This window comes from Portibacter lacus (assembly GCF_021533215.1).
Classification (GTDB): domain Bacteria; phylum Bacteroidota; class Bacteroidia; order Chitinophagales; family Saprospiraceae; genus Portibacter; species Portibacter lacus.
The window spans coordinates 192695-211913 of record NZ_JAJNKA010000001.1 but is presented as its reverse complement, the minus strand read 5'-3'; the positions used below and the strand labels follow the sequence as shown (position 1 = coordinate 211913).

Genomic DNA, 19219 nt, shown 5'->3' with positions numbered 1-19219 from the left:
GCAAGTTGAAAACGCTTCACATCTAACTACTATTCCACTTGCTAAACTCTTCACTTACCGATAAAAAGGCAGATCTTTCTTAAAATTTAAAATTCATTAATTACCGCCATTTATTTATTTTGCAGTATAACCCACTTTAAAACCCCAATAAATGAAGTTATTCAATAAGGATTCCGCCTTGACTGGTACCATGATAACAGCTGGAACATCCATCGGTGCTGGAATGTTTTCTATACCCATCGTCTGCTCTGGAATGTGGTTCGAACTTAGTATCATTGCATTACTCTTCATCTGGTTTATTAATTACCTCAATGCACTATACTTGCTAGAAGTAAATTTAGGTTTTGAAAGAGGCGATAGTTTTGACAAGATCGTCAAAACTTTATTGGGTGACTTTTGGAATCCGATCTTCGGAATTGGATTTGCTTTTCTAATGGCGATCGTATTATATGCCTATTTTAGTGCATTCGGAAATATGACTTCTACAATACTAGGCTTACCCACATCTGGAGCAAGTAATTGGTTATCTGGAAGTATAAGTTTAATCTTCGGTCTAGGTCTCGCCATCATCGTATGGTGGAGCACAACTCTAGTAGGCAAAATTTCTAGCATTCTCATTATAGGAATGACGATTACATTTTTTCTCTTTATTGGTGGATTTTCATTTCAGGTCGAAATCAATAAACTTTTGGATACTGGAGGAAGTGGGTATTTTAAATATTCCTGGGCATCTCTGTCTTATCTATTAACTGCATTTGCCTTTTCTACAGTGGTGCCGAGCTTGTATAAACATTATGGTAACAAGCCTAAGGTCATCAAAAAAGGGATGCTGATAGGCTCCCTCCTTGCTTTTGTTGTTTATCTCTTATTCATTTTTGTGATTTTTGGGAATATTTCGCGAGATGAATTCGTCCCTATTAATCAAAGTGGAGGTAATATCAGCGACTTAGTTTCAGCACTCCAATCAGGAAGCGAAAACCAATGGGTGAATCAAGCGATAGCTCTATTTTCTAACTTTGCTATTATATCGTCATTTCTGGGAATAGGTCTTTGCCTCTTTGATTATGTAGCTGATAAATTTGAACTTCAAGACAATAGAAAAGGCAGATTCTACAGTGCTTTGATCACTTTTCTTCCTTCAGGAGTATGTAGTTTCTTTTTCCCACATGGCTTTATTACAGCAATAGGTTATGCTGGGTTAGTTGCAGCATTATTGTTTATAGCCTATTTTTTCATCGCACGGAAATTTAGAATATCACAACGAGCAACTTCTTACAGAGTCCCCGGAGGGAATACCTTACTATACTTTTTCTTATTGGCCAATGTTTTAGTGTGCGTTTGCCAATTACTTTCCGTCTTGGGATATTTGCCCGTATGGTAGAATAAACTCTGCGGGTTTCAGCATCCGCAGCCGCTTTCGCGGTTCACTCTCTTCAAGCACTGTCGTACTCGATCCGCTATTCCGCGGATTCGTTCGTTCAGGTTCGTTCGTTATTTTAACTCCGTTAAAATTCCTGCGGACCAGCCTTCCCATCCTGCGGGTATGCCGCATCCGCAGCTGCTTTCGCAGTTCTCTCTCTTCGAGCACTGTCGTACTCGATCCACTATTCAGCGGAGTCGTTCGTTCAGGTTCGTTCGTTATTTTAACTCCGTTAAAATTCCTGCGGACCAGCCTTCCCATCCTGCGGGTATGCCGCAGGTTCGTTCGTTATTTTAACTCCGTTAAAATTCCTGCGGACCACTCACTCATTCAACAATCTCGAAATCTAATTGTCTTGCGTGAAGGTCTGCCTCTATCAGTTTAACTCTTAATTCTTGGCCCATGGACAATACTCGCTTCGTTCTCAATCCTACTGCTTTCAATTTACTCTCTGATAATTCAAAGCTTTCTTTGAAATCACTGAATAAGATCAAACCCTCAGCTTTAGATTCTTTTAACTGAACAAAAATCCCTTTATCAATCATCCCAGATATATTAGCATCAAACTCCTCTCCTTCCTTGCCCTGCATAAACTCTACAGACTTGTATTTAATACTCTCACGTTCCGCAGTCATCGCTTTCCGCTCTTGCGCAGAAATGTGAATCGCCTGATCTTCAAGGGCTGATTTATTATACCTTTTCACGCCACCTAAATTGGCATACAAAATCCTATGTACAAGTACATCGGCATATCTTCTAATTGGACTTGTGAAGTGCGCATAAAAATCAAAGCCTAGTCCATAGTGACCAATGTTGTCGGTTGTATAAACTGCTTTGGCCATCGTCCTAATAGCCAAGGGCTCTAACATTTTTAATAATTCATTTTCCTTCGTTGCACCTGCAAGACTATTAAATGAAGCTACAATTTGCTCTGGTGTATCCGTTTTCATATCAAAACCTAATTCCTTAGCAAATAAAGCAAAATCTCTAATTCGATCTGGATCTGGTTCATCGTGAACTCGGTATACAAATGGAATCTCCACTCCCCCACTCTTCTTATCTATATATTTTGCAACACCTTTATTAGCTAATAACATAAAATCCTCAACTAATAAATGGGCATCTTTTCGCTCTTTAACATAAACGCTAATCGGCTTGCCTTTCTCATCTAACTCAAACTTTACTTCATCAGACTCGAAAGATATCGCTCCATTTTTATACTTATCCTTTCTTAATTTATGTGCTACCTTATTCATCATAAGCACCTCTTCAGCAAAATCTCCCTTGCCTGTTTCTATGACTTCCTGAGCTTCTTCATAAGTGAATCGACGATCTGAATGGATAAAAGTCTTACCAAACCATTCTCTTTTGATTTCAAATTTGTCATCAAATTCAAAAACGGCTGAAAAGGTAAACTTATCTTCATTCGGTCTTAAAGAACACAGTTCATTTGAAATCTTTTCCGGTAACATCGGTGCCACTCTGTCTACTAAGTACACAGAAGTAGATCTTCTGAATGCTTCTTTATCTAATTCAGTCCCCGGAACAACAAAATGAGTCACATCTGCAATGTGAATTCCTATCTCAATATTTCCATTGTCTAATTTTTGATAAGAAAGTGCATCATCAAAATCTTTCGCAGTGTCAGGATCTATTGTAATCGTAGTTACCTTTCTAAAATCACGTCTTTCAGCAATATCTGCTTCAGTAATCTCATCCGTTAACTTTTCAGATTCTTCGATTACCTCAGATGGGAATGCAATATTAAATCCATTATTGATCAATATAGCATTCATCTCTACGTCATTAGATTCCGCCTTTCCTAGGTTAGTTTCTACTTTACCTACTAAAAATTGGTCTTGACCTGGCTTTCCCCATTCTACAACTTTCACGATCGCTTTATCTCCATCATCCGCACCATTCAGATCTCTGAACGGTATTCTGATGTCAATGTTATTATAAGCATTGTCTACCATCAGTAATGCCTGATTCTTAAACATTCTTACTGTTCCTAAGAAGTGGGTAGAAGATCGCTCTATAACTTTAAGGACTTTTCCTTCGGGCTTTCTTCTTCCTCTTGGTGTCCATGAATTAATGAGCACCTTGTCTCCATTCATTGCACCATTCAAGTTCTTTCCTGAAACAAAAATATCGTTATCCTTACCTTCAGCTAAAATATAAGCTGATCCGGATCTGGTCATATCTACTATTCCAGTGAACTGAGTATCTGTTCTTCTAACTTCATTTCTTCGATTCGGTGGAGCCTTATAATCAGGATTTATGGTATACTTTCCTTCTTTAACTTTAATCAATGCTCCTTCACTTGCAAGATCACTCATCGCCATTTCTACAGCATCTACATGATTCGCAACTTTAATTTTCTTAATCACTTGCTTTGCCGAGAATCTAGTTTTAGGTTCTGCGGAAAGTGTTTTTAAAATATAATTTCTCAACGGGCTTCTTTTTAATTTCTGGCCCTTAATTCTTTTTTTCTTAACCATTTATATACTTGGTTTTTTATTTAATTTATTATTTACAAATCGTCATATTTCACATCATCATGCAGGAATGCATGTAATAAAATGTAATCAACAATTTCGTTATCTATAGGAAGTTTATCAGAGTGGAAGATCATCATCACTCAAAGAAAATATTATGTCACCAGTGCTAAGCAACTCCATAGTATAAGCCTTGGTGTTCTCGGCATTATAATTAGGATTTCTTACATCATCTTCACCACTGGCAATATGGATTATCCAATCTTCGTCTATATTGGCAACAGTCTTGATAACAGTATTTCCATTCGTTAAAGTTCCACCTATCACTTTTCCAGTAATAAAATTCCCTTGTAAATCGAAAGTAATCAGTCGATATTCATAAGTCAGTAACTGTGCTTTCCAATAAACAACTGCATAAAAGTTCTCCGTGTTCGGAATCTGAAAACAAGGAACATATTCAGTGAATTCATCCGTTTCAGATTGATCATGTTCTAATATGAATTCTTGCAGTAAAACAACTGGTAATGCTTTATTCTCTTTACTGAAGATAATTAAACTATCATCTGTTAAATTTACGGGAAGCTCCACTGGCGGGAAAAAGTCAAGAAATTGACTAAAACTTGGTTTGTTTCTATTCATTTACGCTACAAAGATATTTATTTTTTTATAAAGTTCAATGCTTTAAAGGATTTCTAACACTGAAATATTTATTCAGTTCAAATTAGACTCGTTCTAAATAAATTCTTTAGATTGGGAATGCAAATTAATTTCTGCTATAAAAATTAAATTTGTGTGAATAAAATAAATTAAAAAACTGATGAGTGGATTTTTAAGTTCGTCAATAGGAAGAAAGATATCGATGTCTCTCTCTGCAATCTTCCTAATGGTATTTCTATTACAACATTTTGTAATCAATTTCACTTCGGTGTTTAGTGAAGATTTATTTAATAGTATATCTCATTTCATGGGAAATAACATTCTTATTCAGTTTGTTATGCAGCCGATACTAATCCTAGGAGTTATTTTCCATTTCGTTATGGGATTTGTCTTAGAAATTAAAAATAGAAATTCTCGAGCTGTAGGATACGCTGAATATGATGGCAGCGCGAATTCTAGTTGGATGAGTAGAAATATGATTATTTCTGGAGCTGCAATTCTAGCATTCATAGGATTGCACTTTTACGATTTTTGGATTCCAGAAATAACAACTAAATATATAGAAGGAGATACTTCGGGAATGATCAATGGTAATTTCAGATATTATGAAGAACTAGTACACAAGTTTCAGCCTCTTTGGAGAGTTGTATTGTATTGCTTGTCTTTCATTTTATTATCACTCCACTTATTACATGGATTTGCATCTGCGTTCCAGTCACTTGGTGTACCTTCTATGAGAAATAAAATCATTAAAACGATAGGAAATATCTATGCGATCGGTATTCCATTAGGATTCATTTTTATCGCTTTATATCATTTTGCAATCCATTAATCTTAATATAATATGTCAGTATTAAATTCAAATGTACCTGAAGGTCCACTAAAAGATAAATGGACAAATCTTAAGAATCACATTGACCTTGTTAATCCAGCCAATAAACGAAACATTGATGTTATCGTAATCGGAACTGGTCTTGCAGGAGGATCTGCATCTGCAACTCTTGCAGAATTAGGTTATAATGTTAAAGCATTTTGCTACCAAGATTCACCAAGAAGAGCACACTCTATTGCTGCTCAAGGAGGAATCAATGCAGCAAAGAACTATCAAGGAGATGGAGACTCTATCTACAGATTGTTCTATGACACGGTAAAAGGTGGTGACTACAGATCTAGAGAGGCGAATGTATATAGACTTGCAGAAGTTTCAGCCAATATAATCGATCAGTGTGTTGCACAAGGTGTCCCATTTGCTAGAGATTATGGTGGACAATTAGACAATAGATCTTTCGGTGGTGTTCTTGTATCAAGAACGTTTTATGCTAAAGGACAAACAGGACAACAATTACTTCTAGGTGCTTATTCTGCAATGAATAGACAAATTTCAAGAGGTAAAATACAAATGCACAATAGACATGAAATGCTTGATGTTGTTCTTGTCAATGGCAAAGCAAGAGGAATCATCGCTAGAAACTTAGAAACTGGAGAAATAGAAAGGCATTCTGCTCATGCAGTTGTCATTGCATCAGGCGGTTATGGAAATGTGTACTACCTTTCTACAAATGCCATGGGAAGTAATGTTACGGCATCATGGAAGATTCATAAAAAAGGTGCTTTCTTCGCTAATCCTTGTTATACACAGATTCACCCAACTTGTATTCCTAGATCAGGAGACTATCAGTCGAAGTTAACTTTGATGTCAGAGTCGCTAAGAAATGATGGTAGAATCTGGGTTCCTAAAAGCAAGGAAGATGCTATTGCAATAAGAGAAGGTAGAAAGAAACCAACAGAGCTTTCTGAAGATGAAAGAGATTATTACTTAGAAAGAAGGTATCCAGCATTTGGAAATCTTGTTCCAAGAGATGTGGCATCAAGAGCAGCGAAGGAAAGATGTGATGCAGGATATGGTGTGAATGCAACAGGAGAAGCAGTATATCTTGATTTTAAAGCAGCAATCGAAAGATACGGTAAAGAGCAATGCCAGATACATGGACATAAAAATCCATCGGAGAAAGAAATCATAGCGGAAGGAGAAAAAGTCATCGAAGCTAAGTATGGCAACCTTTTCCAGATGTATGAAAAGATCGTTGATGAAAATCCATACAAAACACCAATGATGATCTATCCTGCAACGCATTACACAATGGGTGGTGTATGGGTCGATTATAATTTAATGACCACGATCGAAGGGTGCTACTGCATCGGTGAAGCTAATTTCTCAGATCACGGAGCGAATAGGCTTGGTGCATCAGCATTAATGCAAGGACTAGCAGATGGTTACTTTGTGTTACCTTATACCATTGGTAAATATTTATCGAATGAAATTAGAACGGGTGAAATATCTACCGATTCTCCAGAATTCGAAAAAGCAGAACAAGAAGTAAAAGAAAAGATTAATTTCTTTGTCAATAATAAAGGAAGCCATTCTGTAGACCATTACCACAAGCAGTTAGGAAAGATTATGTGGGACAAATGTGGAATGTCTAGAAATGCAGCAGATCTAAAATTGGCGATAGCCGAAATAAAAGCGCTAAGAGAAGATTTCTGGAAAAATGTACTTGTTCCAGGAGGTGCAGATACGACTAATCCTGAATTAGAAAAGGCAGGAAGAGTTGCTGATTTCTTAGAATTAGGTGAATTGTTTGCTAAAGATGCTTTAAATAGAGAAGAATCTTGTGGTGGTCACTTTAGAGAAGAATCAGTAGTTCAAGACGGAGAGCAGAAAGGGGAAGCACTTAGAAATGATGAAGAATTTGCGTACGTTTCTGCATGGGAATACACAGGTGAACCATCAGATGCAATTTTACACAAGGAAGAGTTAGAATTTAACGATATTGAATTAAAACAACGTTCTTACAAATAATAAAGGATATGAATTTAACATTAAAGATTTGGCGTCAAAAAAGTAGTAAAGACAAAGGTGGTTTTGTAGAATACAAGATAGCCGACATCTCTGAACATATGTCTTTTTTAGAAATGATGGACGTTCTTAACGAAGAATTGATAACAAAAGGCGAAGAACCTGTTGTTTTCGATCATGACTGTAGAGAAGGTATTTGTGGCTCTTGCTCGATGTTTATCAATGGCGAAGCTCATGGACCAGATAGAGGCGTTACTACGTGTCAGCTACATATGAGAAAGTTCAAAGATGGTGATAAAATTACTATTGAGCCTTTCCGAGCAAAAGCTTTTCCAGTTATAAAAGACTTAATGGTCGATCGGAGTTCTTTTGATAGAATTCAACAAGCAGGTGGATTTATTTCTGTGAATACATCAGGAAACACTACCGACGCTAATGCGATTCTTATCCCTAAAGAAGATGCGGACTTAGCCATGGATGCTGCAACTTGTATAGGATGTGGTGCGTGTGTTGCAACTTGTAAAAACTCTAGTGCAATGTTATTCGTAGGTGCTAAGGTTAGCCAATATGCATTACTACCACAAGGGAAAGTAGAAGGAAAGGAAAGAGTTAAGAATATGGTTGCTCAAATGGACTTAGAAGGATTCGGTAATTGTACCAATACTGGCGCTTGTGAAGTAGAATGTCCGAAAGGAATTTCACTTGATAATATTGCTAGAATGAATAGAAATTATGTCGGTTCTATATTTGGTTCTTAATCATTCTTCTGTACAAATAAAATCTGCATGAGTAGTGGATTATAGGTAAATATATAGCTAACAATAGTGTAAAGCTTTCAATATATTCCAATACTCATGCACGATCTGTTAATGATTTGCCCTTAATAAGTTTTTTTACTTAAAACGAGATAAAGCTAAAGCCTTTATTCTTCAGTCTTATTGACGCAACACATTTATGTAAGAACCTGACCTTACAATAACAGCTCCACCACTACTCTCTAATTCATTTGTCCTATAAGTATTAGTCATATCAGTAGTCAAAAAACCACTAGACTGAACAGTCGTAGATCCTAATACCGTTACTAACTTCCCTGTAAAATTGGCATAGCCGCCATTCACATATATATTGTTCGGGGTTAGATTAATGGTGACATTTACCGTCAAGTTATCTGAATTCAAAAAATGTACATCATTTGCAGTGGTAGCAGAGGGTACCGTTACGGTTGCTGGAGACGTAGAAAAACTATTGCTGGTAAAATACAGGTTCGGAGCATTTTTAGGATCTTTAGTTGATGGGCAACCACCATCTACTCTCGACCAATTACTATTCACTAGCCAACTTCCACTTTCTCCTATCCAGTATAAGTCACTTGTTGATGTACCATTATCATAATTGATGTCCGTATTATTTCCCGCATCAATTCCAAGAGGTGCATTGAAAACTCCAGAAAGTGCGGCATTAATATCTTCAAATGAAACATAACCTAATACGCAAATATTTCCTGCAACTTTGTCAATATCAACCTGTGTTCCATTTACCCTAGACTTTAAAATACCTGGATTTCCACTACTTGTATTACTAATGATTCCTCCGTTTATGGTCAAAACTTCGCCCATATCTAATGCAAGTGAAGAACCATTGGCTTCGAATACCAAATCCTTTACCGTTAGATCATTCTGTGTATTCACCTGCCCAATGCCTTTCAGAATAAGACTATTAAAATTATAAGCATAATTATCCAGTGTTCTTGAACTAGCATTGTTTAACTGCACATCATATAAATTTGTCACCGTACTCGTAAGTTTCTCACAAGTTATTAAACTTGTTCCTGCACTTACTGTTACGCCACTATTAGTCGTTCTTGAGAGCGCCATTTCACCATTGACAACGATATGTGATGAATTAAATACAAAGTGTTTCGGATTTTCCTCTATACAGCTCCAATAATCAGTTGTAACATCCTCTCCTGCACTATTGAATTGTCCACCTATAAATTCAATCTCATCAGCACTAAAAGGACTTTCCAAATTCCACTCTCCATCATCACCACTAAAACTAACATCCGGTAGCAAAACATCATTTGCAGAAATTGCATTATTCGTTGCAGAAGAAAAGGAGACTTCGTGCCAATTCGCACCTACGAAATTAGCCGATGGATCTGTATAAAAATCACCTGTAACTTTTAGCACACTTTTCAGACTTGATGTTCCGTCAAGTGTTAGGGTAATGCCATCCTTATTCGTCCATAGAAAATCCCTACACTCGGCAGTGTAATTAGGTGGGATGCGAATATCTCCTTTAGATTCATCAGAAATATGTACATCATCAACAATAGATGGAACACAACCATTAGAACCACCACCTACTAACATCCAATTAGTAGGATCATCCCAATCTCCTTGAACACCATTTGGCGAAAACCATAAATAATCAACTGCGTTAGGAGTATTCTGTAGACTCCATCCAGTCGAAGAACCTTGCAGAACACCGTTACTTAATATAAAGTTTGTTCCAGCGCCACCTGATGCTTGAATATTCTCTAGAACCGCATTGCTGATCGTAAGAGTCCCTGATGATCTCATGAGTGATGTAAAATCATTGTGCACATTCTTAAAAACAGTTCGCTGATCACAGCCATTTACTGACGGTGTAACTACAATTCCATTTAGAGTAACTTGATTAGACCTTCCGTTGCCACCACTAAATTCTACACTTACTCCTTCGTTCACCACTGTTAGTTTACCATTGATCGTAAATTTCCCAGCCAATTTTGTTCTCCCTGTATCCTCGATGATCAAATTCTCAATGAGACAATCAGTACATTCAAAGTTATTATGTTCGACTATAGAACCACCCGTTGGATTATCTGGATATTCAAGTAACCGAATTTCATAAAACGAAAATTGATTCCCTTGATATACTGGACTCCCTACAAACTTGGCAGTATTAATAAAGTGGTTTCCAGTCACGGTCAGTGAACCATAAGTCAATCTTGAATCCCAAGAGTCACAATTGATTGTAGAGCTCCCAGCATTAAAAATCTTAGTCAAGGACATTTGCGGAGGATTTATTCCATCATTAAACAAAAGTTTACCCGCATTTACTGTTCTTCCATTCGTATTCCACGTTCCACCATACATTCGTGTTTGAACCGAGGTTGTATAATGACTATTTAGACTGTAAGATGCTCCTGCACTTACTAATTCTACATTTATAAGATCAGTGTTACGGGTATGTATCGTATGGAAAGTATTATCTACGAATCTCCATGCATTCGAAGTAGTGCTCAGACTGGTAAATTCAACACTCAAATTAGAAGGTAAATCAAGATCACCGAATATATTCATTTCAACATCATTACTAATTGAAGTTCCATTGAATAAAAGGGTAAATCCACTTGTATTCGTAACAATTAGATCATGAACAGAATATTCACCTGGAGGAATCGTAATGGTAGATCCGCTATTAAGACCTGAGTTCCCATCAATAATTACGATATAATCCTCATTTGGAATTTCTCCTGTTATGTTACTTCCACCTGAATTTTTCACCCAGTGGTTTGTATCCGTCCAGTCACCTGAGCCACCTACCCAATACACCGCATTCTGAGCGTATGAAGAGATAGAAAACATTAGTATAATCAGGAATACTCCGATATATCTAGATAAGTTCAAAGTATTTCTTGCGACTAGTGACATAATTATCGAATTAGATGACCTCAATATTAACAAATTAACTATTATTTTTTCTCACCCCAGAGGGTGATTTATACCTGAATAGTACCCGATACAATCATATGATGATCATATTAAATTTACAATCAGAAGTGAAGTCACTATTCCTCTATCACGTCTACACTATTGTGTCTAACACTATCCACAATAAGAGAAACTTTAACATTATATCATTGAAGTCATTCCTATACCTACGGATAATAGACTAATAACCTGAGTTTAAAACTAACTTCCATAAAATCGAAATAAAAAAAGAGCACATCGGATAACCGATATGCTCTATATAATTTTAATCGTCCTTCAATTTCTTGTATGAAATTGTCCTTGATTTTTTAGTATCTGTAATATTCTGGTTTGAAAGGTCCTTCTTTCGCAACACCGATGTAATCAGCTTGCTCTTTTGTCAATTCTTCCAACTCTACACCAATTTTTTCTAAGTGAAGTCTTGCTACTTTTTCATCTAAGTGCTTAGGTAGCATATAAACTTCATTCTTATACTTATCCGTATTTTCCCAAAGTTCTAATTGAGCTAATACCTGATTTGTAAATGAATTAGACATTACAAATGAAGGGTGACCTGTTGCACAACCTAGATTCACTAATCTTCCCTCAGCTAGTACAAGAATATCACTTCCATCTATTGTGTACTTATCAACTTGAGGTTTAATCTCAACTTTAGTATCACCGTAAGTTCCGTTTAACCAAGCCATGTCGATTTCATTGTCAAAGTGTCCAATGTTACAAACGATTGCTTTGTCCTTCATCATTCTGAAGTGCTTCTCACTGATAATATTAAAATTACCAGTAGCTGTTACAATGATATTTGCCTGAGGAATAGCATTCTCCATTTTCAATACTGCAAATCCGTCCATCGCAGCTTGTAAAGCACAGATCGGGTCAATCTCAGTTACAATTACTCTTGCACCTGCGCCTTTAAGGGAAGCAGCAGAACCTTTTCCTACGTCACCATATCCAGCAACAACAGCAACCTTACCTGCCATCATAACATCTGTTGCTCTTCTAATTGCATCAACTAATGATTCTTTACATCCGTATTTGTTATCAAACTTAGATTTAGTAACTGAATCATTAATATTAATTGCTGGCAAAGCAAGTGTACCATTAATCTGTCTTTCATAAAGTCTATGAACACCAGTAGTGGTTTCTTCAGAAATTCCTTTGATATCTTTCACTAATTGCGGGAAACGATCTAACACCATATTGGTTAAATCTCCACCGTCATCAAGAATCATATTCAATGGTTCTCCACCTTCGAAAGCATGTAAAGTTTGCTCTATACACCAGTCAAATTCTTCTTCTGTCATTCCTTTCCAAGCAAAAACTGGCACTCCTGTCGCAGCGATTGCAGCCGCAGCTTGATCTTGCGTTGAAAATATATTACAACTAGACCAAGTTACCTCGGCACCTAGCTCTACTAAGGTTTCAATTAACACTGCTGTCTGGATAGTCATATGAAGACAACCAGCGATTCTTGCTCCTTTAAGTGGTTTGCTAGCTCCGAACTCTTCTCTTAGAGCCATTAATCCTGGCATCTCTGCTTCTGCTAATTCAATTTCTTTACGTCCCCAGTCCGCAAGATTAATATCTTTTACTTTATAATTTAATTTTGTTGCTGTACTCATGCTATATTTTAATTTGAGGCTGCAAAAGTACCACATTATCAGTACTTATCCTAAGCTTTTTTAAATTATAACGTCTTCGAAACGATACTTTAGACTGTGCTAAAGTGTAATCTATTAAGCATTTCTATTAACACCTATCCGACATTTCAAGGTAAAGATTAAATGTCTCTAAGGGTCATTCCATTATTTCACATCTATATATTTGTATTAAGGCAATAACCCAAAAAAATCTTTTTATAACATCCTCTAATAGAATTTAAAAATATAACTGATCGGAGCATTCCCACTTCGATCATGCCATACGCTTATATAGGTACTTTGAGATTGGGAAAAATAAGAAACCTTTGGTTTTAAAATCCTGCCGGTGTTTTCGTATGAAAGCACCGGCTTTTTTTATTCTTATTCCTTTCTAAATGCTTATTTCTTTCATCATTCATTTTAATCTAAATGTTTACTGCAAAAAAAATCTAAATAAGTTTTAGATTAGGGTTTGATTCTTTTATAATTTAACACACCACATGAAAAACTTTTTTATTACCCTTTTAATTTTCACCTCTTTCTCTTTATTTGCACAAAACGATAATAATGTTATCCTGATTTCACTAGATGGATTAAGATGGCAAGAGTTATTCGGTGGCGCTGCAGATTCTATGATACTCAATAAAAATCTAACTCATAATAGCAATGTCATTGACAAGTATCAAGCTGAAGACAAAGAAACGGCCCGAAAATTATTAATGCCATGGTTTTGGTCAGAAATAGCAACTAAAGGGCAGATCTATGGTAATCGATGGGAAGGAAATAATATGAATTGTACCAACAGACAGTGGTTTTCATATCCTGGGTATAACGAAATCCTCACTGGGTACAGTGATCCAGAAATCAATAGCAATGCAAAAAAGTACAATCCTAATAAAACGGTATTAGAATGGGTGAATGAACAAGATGGCTTCCAAGGAAAAGTTGCAGCATTCTGCTCTTGGGATGTATTCCCGTATATTATTAATGATAAAAGAAGTGGTATTTATGTCAATGCTGGATTTCAGAAAGCAGAACATGATGAACTAAGCGAAAAAGAAATTTTCCTCAACAAACTACAAACTGAAATTCCAAGCCCGTGGGGAACCGTTCGTTTAGATGCGTTCACACACCACTATATGATGGAGTATGTGAAGAAAAACCATCCTAGATTAGTGTATATTTCATATGGTGAGACAGATGACTTCGCACATGACGGAAGATATGATCATTACCTAAATTCTGCTCATCAGACTGATCAATGGATCAAAGAAATATGGGAGTATGTACAATCAGATCCACATTATAAAGACAATACGACACTTGTAATAACTACTGATCATGGTAGAGGGCACTCTCCGATGACGGAATGGAAAAGTCACGGGACTATCTACAAAGGCTCTGACCAAATCTGGGCCGCGGCCATCGGACCAAATGTTAAAGCAATAGGCGAAGTCAAATCAGAAGGTCAGCTCTATCAAAATCAGATCGCCAAGACGGTCGCTACATTCCTTGGCCTTGATTATAAAGGTGATCGTTATGAAGAGGGCAAGGCAATAGAGTCGATGGTTACAAATAAATAGAATATTTGCAGAATAGCAGAAGACCATAAAAATTTATGGTCTTCTGAATAACGTCATCCTTACTTCTCTTTTTGAAACTCAGTGAAATGTTCATGGGTAATCTTCCATTCTCCTTTGGTTTTCACAAAAACTAGCGTAACATTTGCCCAAATCTGCATTGGTGTCCCGCTAAAAGTTGGCCGAAAATCAGCTTCGAATGTAACTATTGCCACCTCTCCAAAAACATCAATCTTAAGGTCTCCTAAATTATATTCAAACGATTCTGCGCCATTGGCAAATCCTCGTTCATATTCTTCATTGTCTTTAGCATCAAATCGTGGACCATCATTTCTAAATTCTGTGAATTTAGGACCGTACACATGATAAGATATAAGCTTATCTGCATCGTTTTCTTGAATACTTTTAAAAATACCGTCCAGAACTTTCTGAATGGCCACCTTTTCTTCTGGAAACTCATCGTTTAAAATATCAATGTATTTATTTGACATCTTACTTTGAGCTGATGCCATGTTAATTCCAAATAAAAAAATTGCAAGTACTAATAGGTTTAATTTAAAACTCATGATTCTTTGGTTTAATGATTATAAAAATGTGTTTTACGTGTAGCTTTCGATGGTCTTATTGAAAATTTACTCACCACTATTTTCGAATGCATCAACCATAAAGAATTGATGACTTCCTTCAAAAAATGTAAGTTTACTCGCTGGGACAATAATTCCCTCCACATCAATTTCCCCATCGAATAAAACAATTATTCCTTCACTTGATTCACCCCATCCATTATCAAAATGTACTGCATGAATCCTGTAACTTTCTTCAGGAATTACATACAATGTGATCTGAACTCCATAGTAACCTTCCTCGAAATAATTAGGATACTCTGTAAATGTGATTGAGCTACAAAGTTTTCCGAATAAATATTTTTTACTGACACGTTCCAAGGGTTGTGCTCCAGCTTTTTTCAATGCCAATGGAATACTAAAATGAAACATATGGTGTTCCTGGTAGGTAAATGCATAGTGTGTAGACAAACTGTATGGATACTTTTGAAATTTTTCTGGGATTTCATCCGCCTCATATGATTTGCCATCTATACTAAAAAAAGACTTCCCATTTTCAACTCCTTTTATATAAATTCCATCCTCTCGATTTCGAATACATTCGTAAAGATTAGTTTTGTTATTTATGAGAATTGTTTGTGGTGTAAAACTCCCATTTCTTAAGGAAGTCATCAGCAATTTGCCAGAAAATGTATCCCATAGTCCATCCTTATCATAATATTTGATGGTTTCTTCAAAGATTTGTTTAGAAGAGATTTCTGAATTTTCTTGTGAATATGCAAGCTGCTGTACGCCTAGAAAAGCAAGCACAATTAGAATTAAATTCTTCTGTCTGGTGATTAAAAAATTTTCTTTATTCATAATTCAATTTTTTAGATACTTTTTTTTTAATACTTTATGCTGATATCAATCACTTGTTGTGGTTAAGTTTTTAGTCTATATATTTTTCAATATTCTTAATTAATTTTTCGACTTTAGGCTTAACAGCATTCAGTTGAAATTCTCTATTCCTTACGTAATCTCGCAACATTCTAAATTTTGACCTTAGAATTTCGTCTTGCTTCCATTTTTCAACTCGACGCACCTTCTCAATAGAGTCCGTTGGCCAATTGTACATTTTTTCATAAAACATAGGCTTATACTGTTCAGTTGTGAATTTATCTACATCACTTTGATAATCTTGAATGTATAAATAATCGTAACTGTATAATGTAGAAATGCTAGACCTTAGTGAGTCATTGCTTATTAAGTCAATTCCGACTGAAATCAAGTTTTCGTATCCTGAAGTATTAAAAAGAATATCCCAATCATAAGAAATCTCCCAGATTAAACGTCTTACTGAATCTGGTGATATCCCTTGATCAGTGGTCTTTATGTGTATGTTAAAAACTGAATCCGCTCTTAACATATTTTGTAGGTGCAATAAGGCTGGATTTATCTCATGGGTTAAATCAAACTCTAAATTATTTTTGACTTCTCTTAAATATGTTACTTCTTTAGAATATAGGTTTCTTGCATCATTCCATTTATTAACTTGTAAAGCGATTAAAATTCCAATAACTACAAGTATAATTTCTCCGATAGCATATTTAAAATACCTCCCAGTTTTTCCTTCTGAAAGTAAGCTTTGTCTAATTCTTCGAAAAATCTTAATCATAGGTTTGCGTTTCTGATTATAAAGCACAACAAACATTTACATCCTACTCCTTTCCTCTTGTGATCCAGTTACCCTATTTCTCTTTCCTTTTAATTTTTGATCCCCAAAATTGGTAGAATATGTAAGTCTAAAAACTCGTTCTGAAAAATCATTATCTCCTGAGGTTCTTATACCTAATTCTGGTTGGTGGTATTCCCAAAATATCACACCACTGGTATTTGTCGCATCTTGAATATTGAATACGATAGAACCATTTTTTAGATTTTTTACTATACCCGCATTTATATTAAGTCCTACCCTTTGGAACTGATCACCTGAAATAAATGGGCTAGAATATCTTCCGCCTAAATTTGCTCTCCATCCTTTTCCTAGATTAAAAGTGTTGTTCATTTGTATAGTATGGCTGAAAATATTTTCATCAAAAGGTAAGGGCCTATTCGAAGAATCAAATACTCGATAATATCCAGAAGTGAGCGTTACATTAGATTCAAACCATGACCGATAAGTAAAAGGAAAACTAACATTCGCGATTACAGACTCCATCTTATCAAAATTAATCGGTGTACTGGTTTGTGTTCCGCTTTCTTTATCAACTGTATTATAGTAGGAAATTGCATTATTGGTTCTGTTCGCCTCTATGCTGGTCAGAATTGATTTATACTTGTAAGATAATCGAATACTATTGGTAAATGCTGGTCTCAAAGTCATATTAGACCCTACATAAAGCGTAGGATCGAAGAAAAGTTGATAGGCAACCAAACTTCCATAACCAGGCCTGTTTGTTCTTCTGTTAAAAGAAACATTTATGGAGTTAATGGAATCGATTGTGTAGTTTAACCTAATTATTGGAAAGGGATTCCTAAGTTGAATTTCTAGATTTTCGATATCTGCTAGCGTATTCAATTTGTAATTATATTGTTCATATCTCAAGCCAAACTCACCTTCCAAATCTTCACTGAATTTCTTTTTATATGATGAATACGCGGCAAGAATTACTTCCTTTATATAATCATCCCTTCGAAAATCAATGAGTTCTTCATACCTTCCACCTTGATTATCTATTAAATTTGATATACTACTCGTATTATTTAACGTGGCTTTAACTCCTGTTTCTATTGAAGCATTGGCGCCAAAACTTTGCTGATAATCACTCTTTATAGTATAAATTAGAAAGGTTGATTTCCGATTAGATTCTAGAATTCTAGATTCGTTTATTGATGTAAAATATCCATAATTATCAGCTGAAAATTTTGCTCTGTCAATGTCGAAATTAATAGAGTTATTGTTGCTGAGCGTTTTAAATAAATTTACATTTAGAAATTGTCCAATTTTAGGATTGTCAATATTGAATAGATTTTTCGTACTTGAGGTTAAGTTGTTGTCCTTGTAGAAATTTGAATTACTTGTTAGATCACCACCCTTTTCATTCAGCACATTAAAACCACCTAAAACTCCTATAATTGTGCTTTTATTTAAGTTGTAATCCATACCGATAGTCCCATTTACTCCTCGATTGATGTAGTTTGCGAGTACAACACTATTATCAAATCCAAACTGACTGCCCTCAAATTCATATTCCCTCTCATGGTTGACTTGATATTGATCAGCATGACTGTGGTACCCTGAAATATCACCATAGAAATTAAGTTTACTACGTCTATAATTTAACCCAATACTCCCATTAAATTTTTCTTTCTGCCCATATCCTAATGATCCGGTTACATTCCCATTGAATCCAGAGATGTCATTACTTTTTAGAACAATGTGAATAATTCCTGCTGAATTGTCTGAATCGTACTTTGAAGATGGTTGGTGGATTAACTCGATTTTCTCAATGTTTTCCGCCCGAATGCTTCTTAATTGACTGACAAGAATATTTTTTGGTATCCTGGAAATTTTATTGTTAATCATAATAAGTACTTCACCTTTATTATTTAGGTTAATTGTCCCAGAACCTTCGTTTACTAGAACTCCTGGGGACTTACTCAATACCTGCAAGGCATTATCACCGCCAAACGATGGAATACTTCCTACATTGACAATCACTCGATCGGGCTTTAATTCATACAAAGATTTTTTTGCTTCTACTGTTACCTCTGCTAATTGATACGTTGAAAGTTCTAGCGTAATGTGATAATTTGTTTCGGACATTGATAGTTTGTGAACCCTTGTTTTATAACCTAATGCTGAAACTTCTAAGTAAGAATTTACGAACTCAGTCATACCAATTTCAAAATTTCCAAAGTCATCTGTTGTTAATCCAGTAATGAAGCTAGAATCCAATGATGACATGACAACAACATTTGTAAAAGGAAGCGATTCATTGTCCTCATTGCTTACATGGCCAGAAATAGAGAATTGGGCATTTACTTGAAGTGTATAAAGTACAGTTGTAATTAGTATCCACTTGGCTTTCATAGTAAAATTATTAAGTGACTAATAATTCTTGGGGTAGAGAATCCTATTAATTCTTGAAAACCAATTTATTAATATTTAAAAAAAATCACTTTTGAGGATTCTGCATTGACTTTAAGTAGTATTTTTTTGTCAGAAAATAATATTGTTATTTATGCAAAAATAAAAGCTAGTAAA

Annotated in this window: 13 protein-coding genes; 5 read left to right on the top strand and 8 right to left on the bottom strand. The window is 35.5% G+C overall.

Annotated elements, in window-relative coordinates; genetic code table 11:
- Nucleotides 1–151: 151 nt before the first annotated feature.
- Entirely contained in the window at nt 152–1381 is a 1230-nt protein-coding gene (locus L2586_RS00720; RefSeq protein ID WP_235290838.1) for an aromatic amino acid transport family protein, read from the top strand.
- A 365-nt stretch (nt 1382–1746) separates the two neighbouring features.
- Here the strand turns inward: L2586_RS00720 and rnr are convergent, their stop codons facing one another.
- The gene (gene rnr / locus L2586_RS00715) at nt 1747–3873 is read right to left on the bottom strand and encodes a ribonuclease R (RefSeq protein WP_235290837.1); all 2127 of its coding nucleotides are present in this window, start codon (nt 3871–3873) and stop codon (nt 1747–1749) included.
- A 165-nt stretch (nt 3874–4038) separates the two neighbouring features.
- Nucleotides 4039–4557: a hypothetical protein gene (locus L2586_RS00710; RefSeq protein WP_235290836.1), complete on the bottom strand. Its 519-nt coding sequence runs from the start codon at nt 4555–4557 to the stop codon at nt 4039–4041.
- 178 nt (nt 4558–4735) lie between these two features.
- Here L2586_RS00710 and L2586_RS00705 point away from each other — a divergent pair, with 178 nt between their 5' ends.
- Genes L2586_RS00705 through L2586_RS00695 form a run of 3 tightly spaced genes read left to right on the top strand, consistent with a single transcriptional unit; the run spans nt 4736 to nt 8190 of the window.
- Nucleotides 4736–5407 (top strand): succinate dehydrogenase cytochrome b subunit, encoded by a 672-nt coding sequence (locus tag L2586_RS00705; protein ID WP_235290835.1) that lies wholly within the window; start codon nt 4736–4738, stop codon nt 5405–5407.
- Nucleotides 5408–5419: 12 nt separating this feature from the next.
- Complete coding sequence (locus L2586_RS00700) at nt 5420–7435, top strand: fumarate reductase/succinate dehydrogenase flavoprotein subunit (protein ID WP_235290834.1); 2016 nt, start codon at nt 5420–5422, stop codon at nt 7433–7435.
- A gap of 8 nt (nt 7436–7443) precedes the next feature.
- Nucleotides 7444–8190, top strand: a complete 747-nt coding sequence (locus tag L2586_RS00695; RefSeq protein ID WP_235290833.1) for a succinate dehydrogenase/fumarate reductase iron-sulfur subunit — start codon at nt 7444–7446, stop codon at nt 8188–8190.
- 177 nt (nt 8191–8367) lie between these two features.
- On the opposite strand, the gene L2586_RS00690 is transcribed toward L2586_RS00695, so the two are convergent.
- Together L2586_RS00690 and ahcY are read right to left on the bottom strand one after the other, a co-directional pair.
- Nucleotides 8368–11130: a hypothetical protein gene (locus L2586_RS00690; protein ID WP_235290832.1), complete on the bottom strand. Its 2763-nt coding sequence runs from the start codon at nt 11128–11130 to the stop codon at nt 8368–8370.
- A 368-nt stretch (nt 11131–11498) separates the two neighbouring features.
- On the bottom strand, nt 11499–12809 hold the full coding sequence (ahcY, locus tag L2586_RS00685; protein ID WP_235290831.1) for an adenosylhomocysteinase: 1311 nt from the start codon (nt 12807–12809) through the stop codon (nt 11499–11501).
- A 518-nt stretch (nt 12810–13327) separates the two neighbouring features.
- Here ahcY and L2586_RS00680 point away from each other — a divergent pair.
- Entirely contained in the window at nt 13328–14410 is a 1083-nt protein-coding gene (locus tag L2586_RS00680; RefSeq protein ID WP_235290830.1) for an alkaline phosphatase family protein, read from the top strand.
- A 59-nt stretch (nt 14411–14469) separates the two neighbouring features.
- Here the strand turns inward: L2586_RS00680 and L2586_RS00675 are convergent, their stop codons facing one another.
- From L2586_RS00675 to L2586_RS00660, 4 genes are all read right to left on the bottom strand, one after another.
- Nucleotides 14470–14973 (bottom strand): YybH family protein, encoded by a 504-nt coding sequence (locus tag L2586_RS00675; protein WP_235290829.1) that lies wholly within the window; start codon nt 14971–14973, stop codon nt 14470–14472.
- Nucleotides 14974–15039: 66 nt separating this feature from the next.
- On the bottom strand, nt 15040–15831 hold the full coding sequence (locus L2586_RS00670) for a DUF6503 family protein (protein WP_235290828.1): 792 nt from the start codon (nt 15829–15831) through the stop codon (nt 15040–15042).
- A gap of 70 nt (nt 15832–15901) precedes the next feature.
- A complete protein-coding gene (locus L2586_RS00665; protein ID WP_235290827.1) occupies nt 15902–16627 on the bottom strand; it encodes a DUF6090 family protein in 726 nt (241 codons plus the stop codon).
- A 36-nt stretch (nt 16628–16663) separates the two neighbouring features.
- Nucleotides 16664–19045, bottom strand: coding sequence for an outer membrane beta-barrel family protein (locus tag L2586_RS00660; RefSeq protein ID WP_235290826.1), 2382 nt, complete (start codon nt 19043–19045; stop codon nt 16664–16666).
- Nucleotides 19046–19219 lie beyond the last annotated feature (174 nt).

What these genes read in the sequence shown, in the direction of transcription:
- L2586_RS00720 (WP_235290838.1), top strand. Translation starts at nt 152, where the DNA reads ATGAAGTTATTCAATAAGGATTCCGCCTTGACTGGTACCATGATAACA.
- L2586_RS00710 (WP_235290836.1), bottom strand. Translation starts at nt 4,557, where the DNA reads ATGAATAGAAACAAACCAAGTTTTAGTCAATTTCTTGACTTTTTCCCG.
- L2586_RS00705 (WP_235290835.1), top strand. Translation starts at nt 4,736, where the DNA reads ATGAGTGGATTTTTAAGTTCGTCAATAGGAAGAAAGATATCGATGTCT.
- L2586_RS00700 (WP_235290834.1), top strand. Translation starts at nt 5,420, where the DNA reads ATGTCAGTATTAAATTCAAATGTACCTGAAGGTCCACTAAAAGATAAA.
- L2586_RS00695 (WP_235290833.1), top strand. Translation starts at nt 7,444, where the DNA reads ATGAATTTAACATTAAAGATTTGGCGTCAAAAAAGTAGTAAAGACAAA.
- L2586_RS00690 (WP_235290832.1), bottom strand. Translation starts at nt 11,130, where the DNA reads ATGTCACTAGTCGCAAGAAATACTTTGAACTTATCTAGATATATCGGA.
- ahcY (WP_235290831.1), bottom strand. Translation starts at nt 12,809, where the DNA reads ATGAGTACAGCAACAAAATTAAATTATAAAGTAAAAGATATTAATCTT.
- L2586_RS00680 (WP_235290830.1), top strand. Translation starts at nt 13,328, where the DNA reads ATGAAAAACTTTTTTATTACCCTTTTAATTTTCACCTCTTTCTCTTTA.
- L2586_RS00675 (WP_235290829.1), bottom strand. Translation starts at nt 14,973, where the DNA reads ATGAGTTTTAAATTAAACCTATTAGTACTTGCAATTTTTTTATTTGGA.
- L2586_RS00670 (WP_235290828.1), bottom strand. Translation starts at nt 15,831, where the DNA reads ATGAATAAAGAAAATTTTTTAATCACCAGACAGAAGAATTTAATTCTA.
- L2586_RS00665 (WP_235290827.1), bottom strand. Translation starts at nt 16,627, where the DNA reads ATGATTAAGATTTTTCGAAGAATTAGACAAAGCTTACTTTCAGAAGGA.
- L2586_RS00660 (WP_235290826.1), bottom strand. Translation starts at nt 19,045, where the DNA reads ATGAAAGCCAAGTGGATACTAATTACAACTGTACTTTATACACTTCAA.